The sequence below is a fragment of the Pontibacter populi genome (assembly GCF_040278685.1).
GTDB lineage: Bacteria > Bacteroidota > Bacteroidia > Cytophagales > Hymenobacteraceae > Pontibacter > Pontibacter populi.
In genome coordinates this window covers 75,648-88,786 of sequence record NZ_JBEOKT010000017.1, presented here as the reverse complement: position 1 = coordinate 88,786, position 13,139 = coordinate 75,648, and the positions used below count along the sequence as shown (strand labels likewise).

Genomic DNA, 13,139 nt, shown 5'->3' with positions numbered 1-13,139 from the left:
CGTCTGCCATCCGCTCCCCGATCAGCATATATAAAAGCTCCTGCATGGTTACAGATGTAAGCAGCAGGTATAAAGGCAGCTGAATAGCCAGGAATAGTAAGATCAGCGAATTAAGTCGGGAAAGCCGGACACTTCTGAAGTAACTAACCAAGGAAAGAGAGAGTTAGAGAGTACTATAAACCAATGCACCTGAAATGAATAAGGCGCTTTTGGGGTAAAAATGCGAAATTAATATGATATTTGCATCTTCGTATGGAAAGTAAAAGACAACAGAAATTCTCACGCCTGATACAAAAAGAGCTGGCAGAAGTGTTTCAGAGAGAAACGACTCACCTTTTTGGTGGCGCTTATATCTCTGTTAGCACTGTTCGCGTATCTCCGGACCTTGGGCTGGCACGTGTGTACCTTAGTGTTATGCTGGCACCTAACAAGGAAGAGCTGCTACAGGAGCTGCGCGTGAACACCAAAACAATTCGCCACCACCTGGCGCAACGCATTAAAAGCCAGGTTAGAGTAATACCTGAATTGGTGTTTTACCTGGACGACAGCGCCGAATACGCTGCTCATATCGATAAGCTCTTCACAGGGATCGAGATTCCGCCAACTGACAAAGATTACGATACCGACGATTATATCGAAGACATCGATAACGATAAATAATAGCCTTAGTTTCGCTTCACCCTTATGCATTACGACCCAATAAAGCGGGTACTTGGAGATGTTTTCAACAAAACTCCGTTCCTGCGTCGTGTATTTTTTAACCTGTTAGATCTGTTGTTGCTGCGTACCTGGCATGTGCATAAAGAGCTGCGCCAGTGGGCTGCTGATCGCCGGAATAAAGAACAGAATATCCTGGATGCTGGTGCCGGCTTTGGACAGTATACTTATCATTTATCCAGTATGAGCCCGAAGTGGAACATATTGGCAGTAGATGTGAAGGAAGAGCAGGTATCTGATAACAACAGGTTCATGCGCGAGCTTGGCCGCCACAACGTGCTTTTCAAAATAGCTGACCTGGTACATTTCCGCCAACCGAATAGCTATGATCTTATCCTTTCTGTAGACGTGATGGAGCATATCCTGGAAGATGTAGACGTGTTCAAAAACTTCTATAGTTCGCTTCAGCCGGGTGGTATGCTGGTAATCTCTACTCCTTCTGACCAGGGCGGTTCTGATGTGCATGGCGACGATGAAACTTCTTTTATAGAAGAGCACGTACGCGATGGCTACAACATAAACGAGATTCAGGACAAGTTGCGCTCAGCAGGTTTCAGTAAAATGGAAGCGCGGTATTCGTATGGCAAACCAGGCCAAATCTCCTGGAGACTATCGATGAAGTACCCTATGCTGATGCTGAACACATCAAAACTATTCTTTATAGTGCTTCCGTTTTACTATCTTGTTACATTCCCGTTCAGTCTAGTGCTTAACTGGCTCGATGTGAACAACAGGCATGCATCCGGAACTGGCCTGATCGTAAAAGCCTGGAAGTAAGTTTAATTGTTGAATGGCTGATTGTTAAATTGTTGATCAATAATAGTAGAAACGACAATTCAACAGTTAAGCCATTAATCCATCAAAACGAACAACGAACAACAAAAATTTGAACGTCCCTTTTCTCATAGCGAAACGCTACTTCTTCTCTAAAAAGAAGCGGAACATCATAAGCATTATCTCGAATATTGCGATGATCGGCGTAGCTGTGGGTTCTATGGCGCTGATTATAGTTTTGTCGGTTTTTAACGGGCTCGAAGATCTTATCCGGAAGATCTATTCCAGCTTTGACCCGGACCTGAAGATAACTATAGTTGAAGGCAAGGCTTTTGAAACGGATACCGAGTTTATGAACCGGATCCGAAGGATGCCGGGTGTAGCTGTGGTTTCGGAAGTGATAGAAGACAATGCCCTACTGCGTTACAACGACCGCCAGATGGTGGTGAAAATAAAAGGTGTAAGCGAAAATTTCTTCCAGCAAAACGAGATCGATACGTCAGTAGTTGAAGGCCATCATCACCTAATCCAGGATGATAAGTATTATGCGTTGGTAGGCCGTGGGGTGCAGTACCAGCTATCTATAAAGCCGGGCAACCAGTTCGTGCCGATGCAGTTCTTGTATCCGCGTAACACTAAGTTTAACCCCATGAATCCTGAAGGTGCTTTTAATAGCTTACCTATATTGCCGGGTGGGGTTTTTGCCATTGAGCGACAGTACGACGATGCCTATGTGTTTGTGCCGCTAAACTATGCAGCTGAATTGCTGGAGTATGGCCGCAAACGAACAGCTTTAGAAATAAAAGTAGAGAAAGGCTATAACATAGAAAATGTAAAAGAATCGTTGCAACAACTACTGGGCGAAAAGTTTAGAATACAGAACAGCGATGAGCAGCATACCAGTTTGCTACGCGCCGTTAAGGTAGAGAAGCTTTTTGTGTTCGTTACCTTTGCATTTATCCTGTTCATCGCATCGCTTAATATTTTCTTCTCGCTTTCGATGCTGGTAATTGACAAGAAGAAAGACATTGCCATACTTGCCTCTATGGGTGCTACGGCTACTACTATCCGGAATATCTTCCTTTTTGAAGGTGCGCTGGTTGCTTTTATTGGTGCAGCCTATGGTTTATCAATGGGGATGCTGATCTGTAACCTGCAGCAAACATTTGGAATCATCTCGATGGGGATGGCAACTTCTTTAGTGGAAGCTTATCCTATTAAACTGGAACTACAGGACTTTGTGTTAACCGGTGCAGCTATAGTTATCATCACACTTTTAGTGTCTATCAGGCCGGCCCGCAAAGCCGCTGCCATGTCTGTTATCGAAAATATTTAACCCATCTCTCCCCTTAATTTCTACCTGATTTTCTTTCCGAACGGGTGTTTTGTAAACATTCGCCTTACACTTCAGGTTATTGACTGAAAAATTGTTTTCGGAGCGCCTAATAAGTCTGATTTTGATAGGTTGTGACCTGTTTAATGGGTAAATTCGTGGTCCGAAATAGAATCTGTAATGAAAGTTTTTACCACGCAGCCTTTTCAGGTAGTTTATTCACTGTTTGAGCACGAATATCTTGGCTACCAGTTCGAATCTTTTGTAGTTCAGGTTAACTCGCGTGGGCAGCTTACGCTTCAGCACCAGAACATTTCGGCTAAAAATGCGAGCGAGTTTGCCTCCGGCCTGGATGCTGACGACTTTAAGCTAATGCCGCTGATCGACCAGATACAGCAGGATGCAGTGCTTAAAAAGTTCTCTCCCAAAAAAATGTCGCCTGTCGATTTTTTCCTGAAAGTGTATGACCCTGAAAAAGGAGATAAAACGCTGCAGGAAACTATAACCCATTATATACAGGTGCGCATGGGTAAAATACTGGAACTGCTGCGCAACAAGCAGACCTTTATTATGGGCAAAGATGGCGAACCAACCTGGCGTAAAGTTTCTATTGCGCCTGAAAAAGCTTCGGTTCTGTTTCATTTCCATCGCCAGGACGACGGTAACACACATTACTTCCCAACTATAAAATATGCCGGCCAAAAGCTGGAATTCATGTTTAAGAATGCAGCACTGATCTGTTATGAGCCGGCCTGGCTGATGCTGAATGGTGTGATCTATAGTTTTGAGAAGCCAATAGATGGAAAAAAACTTCAGCCTTTCCTGAATAAACGACAGATAGTTATTTCGCGGAGCATAGAAGAGAATTACTTCAGCAAGTTTGTAGCTCTGCTCCTGGAGTCGTTTGATGTATATGCGTCTGCTTTCGAGATAAAGAAAGAAAAATATATCCCTGAGCCGCAACTGGCTTTTTCAACTATAAAAGCGGCTAATGTGCCCGGTTTGTTGGCCAGAGCACAACCTGACTCTAAAATTGACCGTGAGCCGGATAAGATCCTGTTTGAACTGAGCTACAAATACGGTAACCAGGAAGTGCAGGCCGCTGAAAACAAAAAGATAAGCGTGAGCCTGGAGAAGACGCCTGATAATTTTGTTTTTCATAGGTTGGTGCGTGATGCCGTGCGCGAAAAAGAGTTTTGCAAAGAACTAAATAGCCGCGGCCTTGAAATGAAGAATGGTGTGGCCGTGCTGGAAAAAGGAGCTGCTTTTGCGTGGCTTGGCTCACACATTTCGGACCTGGAAGAGCAGGGCTATACAATAAAGCAGTCTGATAAAAGCGGCAAGAATTACTTTATCGGCGATGTGACCGTGGAAGTAGGCATAACCGAGAAAAACGACTGGTTTGATATTTACGGTATAGTTCGTTTTGGTGAGTTCGAGATTCCGTTCATCAAGTTAAAGAGCCATATCCTGACCAAGAATAACGAGTTTATGTTGCCGAACGGGCAGGTTGCTATTATTCCGGATGAGTGGTTTACGCAGTACATTGAGCTGTTCGCTTTCTCGGAAGGTGATGAGCAACTAACACTACGTAAGCACCACATGGCACTGGTAAACGACCTGTATAACGGCAACCTGGCTACAGTAACGATGAGCCGTAAACTGGAAAAGCTACGTGAGTTCGAAACTATAGAAGATCATCCGTTACCTGCTGGCTTTAGAGGTGAGCTAAGACCTTACCAGAAAGCGGGCTATAACTGGCTGCATTTTGTGCAGAACTATAAGTTTGGCGGCTGCCTTGCCGATGATATGGGTCTTGGTAAAACCGTGCAAACGCTGGCCATGCTGCAGCACCGCAAAGAGCATGGAGCGGAATCGGCTACGTTGCTGGTAATGCCAACCTCGCTTATCTATAACTGGCTGCACGAGGCTCAGAAATTTACTCCTGAGTTGCGTGTGTTGAGCTATACCGGAACCTATCGTAACAAAGATGTATCGCATTTTCAGGACTATGATGTGGTGCTGACCTCGTATGGTATAGTTCGTTTGGATGCAGAGCTACTACAGCAGTATTACTTCGATTATATTATCCTGGATGAGTCGCAGGCCATCAAAAACCCGGATTCTACTACGTCTAAAGCTGTAAGGTCGCTGAAATCTAAGCACAGGCTGATACTTACCGGTACGCCTGTCGAGAACAGCACCATGGATCTTTGGTCGCAGATGTCGTTCATTAACCCGGGCTTATTAGGCAACCAGCATTTCTTCCGGAACGAGTTCTTGAAACCGATCGAGAAAGAAAAAGACGAGCAGAAAACACGCAAACTACACGCGCTGATAAAGCCCTTTATACTTCGCAGGCATAAATCGCAGGTGGCAAAAGAGCTGCCCGAAAAGATAGAGCACACCACTTACTGTAAAATGACAGAAGAGCAGGAGCATGCCTACGAAGAAACAAAGTCATATTACCGCAACAAGATACTGACCAACCTGGAAGAGAACGGGCCGGGCAACACTCAGTTTATGCTGTTGCAGGGTCTGATGAAGCTCCGCCAGATTGCTAACCACCCGTTAATGGCCGACCCAAATTACGAGGGGGAATCGGGGAAGATAAAGGAAGTGCTGCGCATGACGAAGAACGTGGTTGGAAAGGGGCATAAAGTTTTAATTTTCAGCCAGTTTGTAAAGCACCTCGAAATTGTGCGGGCTGCCCTGGATGAACGTGACATAGTTTATGCTTACCTGGACGGGCATACGAAGAACAGGCAAGAGCAGGTAGAGCTTTTCCAGACAGATGAAACGATACAGGTATTCCTGATCTCGTTGAAAGCTGGTGGCGTAGGCCTTAACCTTACCGCAGCCGATTATGTGTTTATACTGGACCCATGGTGGAACCCGGCCGTAGAAGCGCAGGCCATTGACAGAGCACACCGTATCGGTCAGCAGAATACAGTGTTTACCTACAAGTTTATCACGAAAGATTCGGTGGAAGAAAAGATTCTGGCCCTGCAAAACCGCAAACTGCAACTGGTAAACGACCTTATCAGCATTGATGAGAACGTGATCAAGAGCCTGACAAAAGAGGATATAGATAGTCTGCTTAGTTAATTGTTGAATTGCTTGATGGTTAAATTTTTGATTTTTTAACTTATAAAATGCCGTTACAACTATAGTGCAACGGCATTTTTGTTAACGCGAACTATAACTTTTATAGTTGCTTATAGTTAATCTTCAAGCAACCTCACTTGTCATCTCGACGCAAGGAGAGATCTATTTAGAATTTCAGATAGATTTCTCGCAAAAACTCGAAATGACAATAAAGAATTAACAATCATCAATCAAACACATGCAGATACATCTTAGAACTAATGTCGGGCAAAACTATAAGCAGGTGTTTGATGCTTTTGATGAGCAATTATTCCGCAAACTAGCACCGTCCTATCCTAAATTAAAGCTGATACGGTTTGATGGCTCCGAGCCCGGTGATGTGGTGGAAGTGGAATTGCAGACAGGTATAAAATCTTTCAGGTGGACAAGCCTGATAACCGAACGAACTATAACTGACACCGAAGCCTGGTTTGTAGATGAAGGCCAGGTACTTCCTCCCCCGCTTAAACTATGGCGACACAAACACCTGGTAACAGCAATTAACAGCAGCGCAACCATACACGATATTATAACCTATAGTACCGGCAACAAATTACTCGACCTTATGCTTTACCCGGTTATGGTTGCACAGTTCAGTATGCGGAAGCCGGTTTACAGGAAAATATTCGGGAAACTATAGGTTCTTAAAACCTTTCGGGTATGCTACCAGTTAGTGCACAGAAACTCAGAAATCAGTAACTTATAGCATGGCAAAAGCAGCGATTATAGGTGCGGGTATTGGCGGTATTGCGGCAAGCATACGCCTGGCCGTAAAAGGCTACGATGTTACTGTATTTGAAGCCAACGAAAGCTTTGGCGGCAAAATGCATGAGTTCTGGCTGGGCAACTATAGATTTGATGCCGGGCCATCGCTGTTTACCCTGCCCCATTTGGTGGATGAGCTTTTTACACTTGCCAACCGCAAACCAGCAAACTATTTTACTTACACCCGCCTCAACCCGATAACCCATTATTTCTGGCCGGATGGCAGTAAGGTAAAAGCCTGGGCCGACCCTGAGCAATTTGCTAACGAGGCAGAAAAACAACTAGGTGTACCTCAGCAAACCGTAATGCAAGCGCTTAATAAAAGTGCAAGGCTATACAAAGGCACCGCCGACACCTTTCTTCATAAATCGCTGCACAAACTGGGGACTTACCTTAGCGCAGATGTGCTGAAATCGATACAATGCCTGCCTGACCTAGGCTTGAACACAACCATGCACGAGGCTAATAAAGAGTTTTTTGCTGATGACAGGTTTGTGCAATTACTCGACAGGTTTGCTACTTACAATGGCTCTGATCCTTACCAGGCGCCGGCTACATTAAATATTATTCCGCATTTGGAGCATGGCATTGGCGCTTTTTACCCCAAAGGTGGTATTTATAGTATAGCTGCTAGCCTGGTGAAGCTGGCCGAAGAACTTGGTGTGCAATTCAGATATAACGAGAAAGCAGAGCAGATCATAGTTGACAATGGCCACGTAACGGGCGTGCAAACTATAAAGGCAAACTATAACGCAGATATAGTGGTGAGCAACATGGATGTGGTGCCAACTTACCGCTATTTGCTACCCAACCAGCCTGCCCCTGAAACTGTATTGCAGCAACCGCGCTCCAGTTCTGCGCTCATCTTTTACTGGGGTATCAAAAAGGAATTTCCGGAGTTGCACCTGCATAACATCTTCTTTAGCGGCAACTATAAAACCGAGTTCGAGCATATCTTTAAACACAAAACTATAAGCCCGGACCCTACGGTGTATGTAAACATCACCTCTAAACTCGAAAAACAGGATGCACCGGCTGGTAGCGAGAACTGGTTTGTAATGGTGAACGTGCCGCATAACCAGGGCCAGAACTGGCAGGAATTAACCTCCGTTACACGTGAAACAGTGATCCGGAAACTAAGCAAGATGCTGGATACAGACCTGGAACAACTTATTGAACACGAGCAGGTGCTTGACCCGCTAACTATAGAAAGCCAGACCTCCTCATTTGCGGGAGCACTTTATGGTAGCAGCTCCAATAACAGGCTGGCTGCATTTCTCAGGCATCCTAATTTTAGCAGCAAACTGAAAGGACTTTACTTTTGTGGTGGCAGCGTACACCCGGGCGGCGGCATTCCTTTGTGTTTGCTTTCGGCAAAAATAGTAGCAGACCTGGCTCCCGAGCCATCGCACAAACAACATTCATCATGATCAAAACTATAGAAGATAGCATGACAACTATGTCAGAAAAGACCACCAGGGCGATAGGTTTCTGGGTTTGCCTGGCCGTGCTGGTAATTTTTCATATAGTAGGTTTCTGGGGTTTGATGTTCAGTGGCAGGCCCATGTACTTCCAGGAGCTTACTCCGCTAAACCTGATGCTTACCAATGTTTTGCTTTTTAGCCTGCACCGCACCTGGAACAATACTTTCCTGGTTTTTGCAGCAGTAGTAACTATAGCAGGGTTTATGGCAGAGGTACTTGGGGTGCACACCGGTTTGCTTTTCGGGCAATATACTTACGGCGAAGCGCTGGGTACCAAACTATGGGATGTGCCGCTCCTGATCGGGCTTAACTGGCTGATGCTGATCTATAGTACCGGAACTATAGTTAACAAGCTAAAAGCGAATCTGTTAGTTAAAACATTGGCTGGTGCGGTATTAATGGTCGTACTCGATTTTTTTATGGAGCCGGTAGCCATGCAGTTCGATTTCTGGGATTGGCAGGGTGATATGATACCTTTGTCTAACTATGCTGGTTGGTTTGGGCTGGCGTTCTTGCTGCAACTATATTTTCAGGCTACAGATGTAAACAAGCAAAACGCGCTGGCACCGTATGTGTACCTGGTTCAGTTACTGTTTTTTATAGGTTTATATAGTATGCTGTAAACTTTAAAGTTGTTTGCTGCGGATATGGACTTGTACTTACAGTAAAGTCTGGCTAATTTGCAGAGTATTACCCTGACCTTTGGGGTATTTGTGCGTAAGCTAACGTTATGTGATCCGGTAGCTGTTTAATTTTAACAATGACTTTTTTAGAAACTATTCTGGGCGAAGTTCTGCAACTCTTTAAGCGTGAAGGTATAGAGGCAAACTCTGAAGCAGATATTATCCGGAAATTAGATATTAGGCAATCTACTTATCATGAGCTTTTCCTGAATAAACCGGATATGGTGCTGCAGGTAATAAAATTTGATATTAAGCAGCAGAACGACAAGCAACAGGAATTGCTGAAAATGGCAAATAATCCGGTTGAGGAGATAATGATGTTGCTGGTAGATGGTATAAAATCAATGAAAGAAATAAATCCCGTGTTTATTTCTGATCTGCAACTTTACCCGGAAGCCTGGCAGGTAAGCCTGGATAACCTGGCTAACAACAACCAACAGGTAAACGCTGAGATTTTGAACAGGGGCGTTCTGGAAGGTTATTTCCGGAGAGATGTAAACCTGCAACTGGTTACCAAGATCATCCTGGAGCAGTTCTTTATGATGATCAACCCAATGGTTTTTCCGCCGGATAAGTATGACTTAGCCGAAGTTTTCAGAAGCATCTATTTATACTATGTTCGCGGCATCTGTACCGAGCATGGCGGTAAAATGGCCGAAGAGTTCTTCGCAAAAAATACCCTATAACATAAAGGCCCGGGCAATAAGTCCGGGCCTTTTTTGTAAAGTATAAATCGGTTCTAGCTGATAGAAACACGCACCTTTTTAGTGTATTCGCGCAACGATGTTTTAAAATCCTCGCCGGTTTCTTGCATGTGGTTCAGGATCCAGATGGCAGCTAAAATATGTGTCAACTGCTCGCCTTCATCATCTCCATCTACTTCAATAGCTAAAGGCTGTTCGTCAATAATAGCTGCTTCGGCGGCCATTAACGCGTCTACTTCCTGTGTTTCTACTAATTTTTTTATGGCAGGTATTTTCATAATTAAGCGTCTAATTTATGGATAAGGGTTAGTACAGCTTCTTCTTTGCTGGCTGCTAACGTATCAACTAATTGACCATTTTTGAATACTGCAAAGAAAGGCAGGTTGGTAACACCGGCCATTTTACGGGCTTCCGGGCTGGTTTCAGCATTTACATCTACAAAGGTAATGCTGCCAAACTGCTCGTCGTCTGATAAGCGCTTAAATTTAGGCGAGAATAAACGGCAGTTACCGCACCAGTCAGCATAATATTTTACCAAAACTTTTTTGTTAGAGCTTACAATGCTCGCAAAATCACTATCTGTTGCTTTTATTACAGCCATGTTGTGTTGTTTTTATAATGCGTAATTCGTTCAATGACTAGTTATAACTCGTGTCAAAAGTAAATGTTTCAACTGAAACTCTGGTAATAGATATGATAGATTTAACTTATGAGTTTATAGTTTTAGACTATAATATTAGTTTGTTAGCAAGTCACTGGTAATCTGAAACTATAGTTATTAGTTTAAAGTTATAGTTTAGAATCAATTAAGGTGTTAGAATTACAGGATGTGGTAAAATGGATATTAAATTCTAGATGCCAATTTTGTATCTTTGCAGCCTATAAATAGAAAAACCCAATGTTAGATAAATTAGAAGCCATAAACCAGCGTTTTGAAGAGGTAAGCCAGTTGCTTATTCAGCCTGATGTGGTCAGCGACATGAAGAAATATAAGGCGCTGAACAAAGAGTATAAAGACCTTGATAAGATTGTTGTTGAATATAAGAAGTACCTGAACATCCTGAGCAACATCGACAACGCCAAGCAGGTGATTTCGACTGAAAAGGATGAAGATTTCAGGGAGATGGCCAAAGAAGAACTGGATGAGCTGATACCGCAGCGTGATGCAATGGAAGATGCTCTGAAAGAGTTACTGATACCAAAAGACCCGAACGACAGCAAGGATATTATAATGGAGATACGTGCTGGTGCTGGTGGCGATGAGGCTTCTATTTTTGCCGGCGACCTTTACCGTATGTACATCCGCTTTGCTGAAAAGATGGGCTGGCGTACCGAACTGATCGATGCCACAGAAGGTACATCGGGCGGTTACAAAGAAATTATAGTTGGTATGCAGGGTGAAGACGTGTATGGCAAACTGAAATTTGAGTCGGGTGTGCACCGCGTACAGCGCGTACCAGCCACCGAAACGCAGGGTCGTATCCATACGTCGGTAGCATCGGTGGTTGTATTGCCGGAGGTAGAAGAGTTTGACATTGAGCTTGACATGAACGATATCCGTAAGGATCTTTTCTGTTCTTCGGGCCCGGGTGGTCAGTCGGTAAACACGACGTACTCAGCTGTTCGTTTAACACACTTACCAACTGGCCTTGTCGCGCAGTGCCAGGACCAGAAATCGCAGTTAAAGAACTTTGATAAAGCATTGGCAGTACTTCGTTCGCGTATTTACGAGCAGGAACTCGCTAAGAAAAACGAAGAAGAAGGTGCACAGCGTAAGTCTATGGTTGGCGGCGGCGACCGCTCTGATAAGATCCGTACCTATAACTATCCGCAGGGTCGTGTTACTGATCACCGTATCGGTTACACAGTTTATAACTTACCTTCGGTAATGGATGGTGGTATTGAAAACTTTGTGGAAGAGCTTCGTATTGCAGAGAACGCCGAAAGACTGAAAGAAGGCGCTACTGCAGAATAATAGCTGTAACAGCTAAAGAGATATATAAAGGATGCAGGTTGGCAGATAGCCGTAACTGCATCCTTTTTTTATTGCTGAAGGTTTAATGGTTTAATTGTTAAATTGCTGAACGGTTGTCAACTATAATGATCTTCAACAATCAACAATCCAACAATTAAAACTTGAAATACCTGCTTGCCATATTGCCCCTGCTGTTTCTGCTCTCGATGTTTAGTTGCGAGCCGAAAGATGAGATAGTGACCACAGATCCGGGGGCTGTACTTGAGTTCTCGCAGGATACGGTGTTGTTCGATACTGTTTTTGTAACACAGGGCAGTGTAACCAAACGACTGAAAGTTTACAACCCAAACAAAAAGGCAGTTCGTATCAGCAACATTACACTGGCAGGCGCGGCGACTTCTCCTTATAACCTCATCATCAACGGCCAGGAAACCATAGTTCGTAACAACCTTGAGCTCCGCGGTAAAGACAGCCTGTACATACTGGTTAAAGTAAATATCAACCCCAACGATGCAAACCTGCCGTTCCTGGTATCTGACTCTATCCTTTTTGATACAAACGGGCAGCGCCAAACTATAAAGCTGGTAGCCTACGGGCAAAACGCAGTCTTCCACAGAAAAGAAACTATAGGCACCACCACATGGACCAGCGAGCTGCCGCATGTGCTGCTGGATACTGTTTTGTTACGAGAAGGCTCGACACTAACTATAAATAAAGGCGCGCGCATAGTGGCAGGTAGTAAAGGCGTGTTACTGGTGAATGGCACCCTAAACGTAAATGGTACCCCGGAAGAACGTGTTACCTTTAGCGGTTATCGTCGTGAGTCAGAATATGTACGGGCACCCGGCCAATGGGAAGGCATCCGGATACTGGCCAAAAGCAGCAACAACAGTATAAAGTACGCCGACATCCGAAATACGATCTACGGTTTGCGCATTGGTAACCCGGGTAAGTCTGGGACGCTGGTTGAAGGCTGTATTATCTCGAATGCTTTCCTGGATGGGATTATCGCTTTTACGTCTGATGTGCAGGTGGTAAATTCGCTGATCTATAATTGCGGGCAGTTTGGGTTCGGTGGTCTGGGAGGCGGTAACTATGAGGTGCTTTACTCCACTATCGTGAACTATAACAACTCGCTGGCGCGTCCAAACCCGGCTTTTGTAATAACCGATTACATTCCGGACACCGAGATAAAAGACAAACCAACAAGCCTGCGACTGATAAACACTATAGTTTACTCTGATGGCTATAGTTCGGAGGATGAGTTATTGCTGGATGCAGAGAACTCCGTAACTATGGAAATTGCCCACAACCTGCTGCGCACCGCCAAATATGCAGATGCCCTGAAAGGGAACGGGAATATCCTCAACAAAGAACCAAAATTTAAAGATCTCGGCAAGTATAATTTCAGGTTAGACACGCTGTCGCCGGCGAGCAATGCAGCCTGGGTTTTGCCAACTATAACCAAAGACATAACCGGCGCTACACGCCATGCTACTAACCCGGACATCGGGGCCTACGAACGAACGATAGACTGAGAGCAGTTAGAAAGTTAGA

The 13,139-nt window shown here is 44.4% G+C and carries 12 protein-coding genes; 10 read left to right on the top strand and 2 right to left on the bottom strand.

The features are described from left to right. Positions 1–252: 252 nt before the first annotated feature. From rbfA to ABS362_RS15955, 8 genes are all read left to right on the top strand, one after another. Entirely contained in the window at positions 253–660 is a 408-nt protein-coding gene (gene rbfA / locus ABS362_RS15990; protein ID WP_199109011.1) for a 30S ribosome-binding factor RbfA, read from the top strand. A 24-nt stretch (positions 661–684) separates the two neighbouring features. After that, a complete protein-coding gene (locus tag ABS362_RS15985) occupies positions 685–1,494 on the top strand; it encodes a class I SAM-dependent methyltransferase (protein WP_350413627.1) in 810 nt (269 codons plus the stop codon). A gap of 109 nt (positions 1,495–1,603) precedes the next feature. Next, positions 1,604–2,827: an ABC transporter permease gene (locus ABS362_RS15980; protein ID WP_350413626.1), complete on the top strand. Its 1,224-nt coding sequence runs from the start codon at positions 1,604–1,606 to the stop codon at positions 2,825–2,827. Between the two features lie 177 nt (positions 2,828–3,004). Continuing rightward, complete coding sequence (locus ABS362_RS15975; RefSeq protein WP_350413624.1) at positions 3,005–5,932, top strand: DEAD/DEAH box helicase; 2,928 nt, start codon at positions 3,005–3,007, stop codon at positions 5,930–5,932. Between the two features lie 238 nt (positions 5,933–6,170). Next, the gene (locus tag ABS362_RS15970; protein ID WP_350413622.1) at positions 6,171–6,611 is read left to right on the top strand and encodes an SRPBCC family protein; all 441 of its coding nucleotides are present in this window, start codon (positions 6,171–6,173) and stop codon (positions 6,609–6,611) included. Between the two features lie 67 nt (positions 6,612–6,678). After that, positions 6,679–8,166, top strand: coding sequence for a 1-hydroxycarotenoid 3,4-desaturase CrtD (crtD, locus tag ABS362_RS15965; RefSeq protein WP_350413620.1), 1,488 nt, complete (start codon positions 6,679–6,681; stop codon positions 8,164–8,166). Next, the gene (locus ABS362_RS15960; RefSeq protein WP_350413618.1) at positions 8,163–8,843 is read left to right on the top strand and encodes a carotenoid biosynthesis protein; all 681 of its coding nucleotides are present in this window, start codon (positions 8,163–8,165) and stop codon (positions 8,841–8,843) included. Before crtD ends, ABS362_RS15960 begins: the two co-directional genes overlap by 4 nt. Before the next feature lie 137 nt (positions 8,844–8,980). Then, the gene (locus tag ABS362_RS15955) at positions 8,981–9,589 is read left to right on the top strand and encodes a TetR/AcrR family transcriptional regulator (RefSeq protein ID WP_350413617.1); all 609 of its coding nucleotides are present in this window, start codon (positions 8,981–8,983) and stop codon (positions 9,587–9,589) included. Between the two features lie 53 nt (positions 9,590–9,642). On the opposite strand, the gene ABS362_RS15950 is transcribed toward ABS362_RS15955, so the two are convergent. Further along, positions 9,643–9,885, bottom strand: a complete 243-nt coding sequence (locus tag ABS362_RS15950; protein WP_350413616.1) for a DUF6952 family protein — start codon at positions 9,883–9,885, stop codon at positions 9,643–9,645. A 2-nt stretch (positions 9,886–9,887) separates the two neighbouring features. Further along, on the bottom strand, positions 9,888–10,208 hold the full coding sequence (locus ABS362_RS15945; RefSeq protein WP_350413614.1) for a thioredoxin family protein: 321 nt from the start codon (positions 10,206–10,208) through the stop codon (positions 9,888–9,890). Between the two features lie 297 nt (positions 10,209–10,505). On the opposite strand from ABS362_RS15945, the gene prfA reads away from it, so the two are divergent. Together prfA and ABS362_RS15935 are read left to right on the top strand one after the other, a co-directional pair. Next, positions 10,506–11,582 (top strand): peptide chain release factor 1, encoded by a 1,077-nt coding sequence (gene prfA, locus ABS362_RS15940; RefSeq protein ID WP_350413612.1) that lies wholly within the window; start codon positions 10,506–10,508, stop codon positions 11,580–11,582. 161 nt (positions 11,583–11,743) lie between these two features. After that, a complete protein-coding gene (locus tag ABS362_RS15935; protein WP_350413610.1) occupies positions 11,744–13,120 on the top strand; it encodes a hypothetical protein in 1,377 nt (458 codons plus the stop codon). Positions 13,121–13,139: the final 19 nt, after the last annotated feature.

Bases quoted from the DNA above. Each gene is read 5' to 3' on its own strand.
- ABS362_RS15985 (WP_350413627.1), top strand. From the start codon at position 685: ATGCATTACGACCCAATAAAGCGGGTACTTGGAGATGTTTTCAACAAA.
- ABS362_RS15975 (WP_350413624.1), top strand. From the start codon at position 3,005: ATGAAAGTTTTTACCACGCAGCCTTTTCAGGTAGTTTATTCACTGTTT.
- ABS362_RS15960 (WP_350413618.1), top strand. From the start codon at position 8,163: ATGATCAAAACTATAGAAGATAGCATGACAACTATGTCAGAAAAGACC.
- ABS362_RS15955 (WP_350413617.1), top strand. From the start codon at position 8,981: ATGACTTTTTTAGAAACTATTCTGGGCGAAGTTCTGCAACTCTTTAAG.
- ABS362_RS15970 (WP_350413622.1), top strand. From the start codon at position 6,171: ATGCAGATACATCTTAGAACTAATGTCGGGCAAAACTATAAGCAGGTG.
- rbfA (WP_199109011.1), top strand. From the start codon at position 253: ATGGAAAGTAAAAGACAACAGAAATTCTCACGCCTGATACAAAAAGAG.
- ABS362_RS15945 (WP_350413614.1), bottom strand. From the start codon at position 10,208: ATGGCTGTAATAAAAGCAACAGATAGTGATTTTGCGAGCATTGTAAGC.
- crtD (WP_350413620.1), top strand. From the start codon at position 6,679: ATGGCAAAAGCAGCGATTATAGGTGCGGGTATTGGCGGTATTGCGGCA.
- prfA (WP_350413612.1), top strand. From the start codon at position 10,506: ATGTTAGATAAATTAGAAGCCATAAACCAGCGTTTTGAAGAGGTAAGC.
- ABS362_RS15950 (WP_350413616.1), bottom strand. From the start codon at position 9,885: ATGAAAATACCTGCCATAAAAAAATTAGTAGAAACACAGGAAGTAGAC.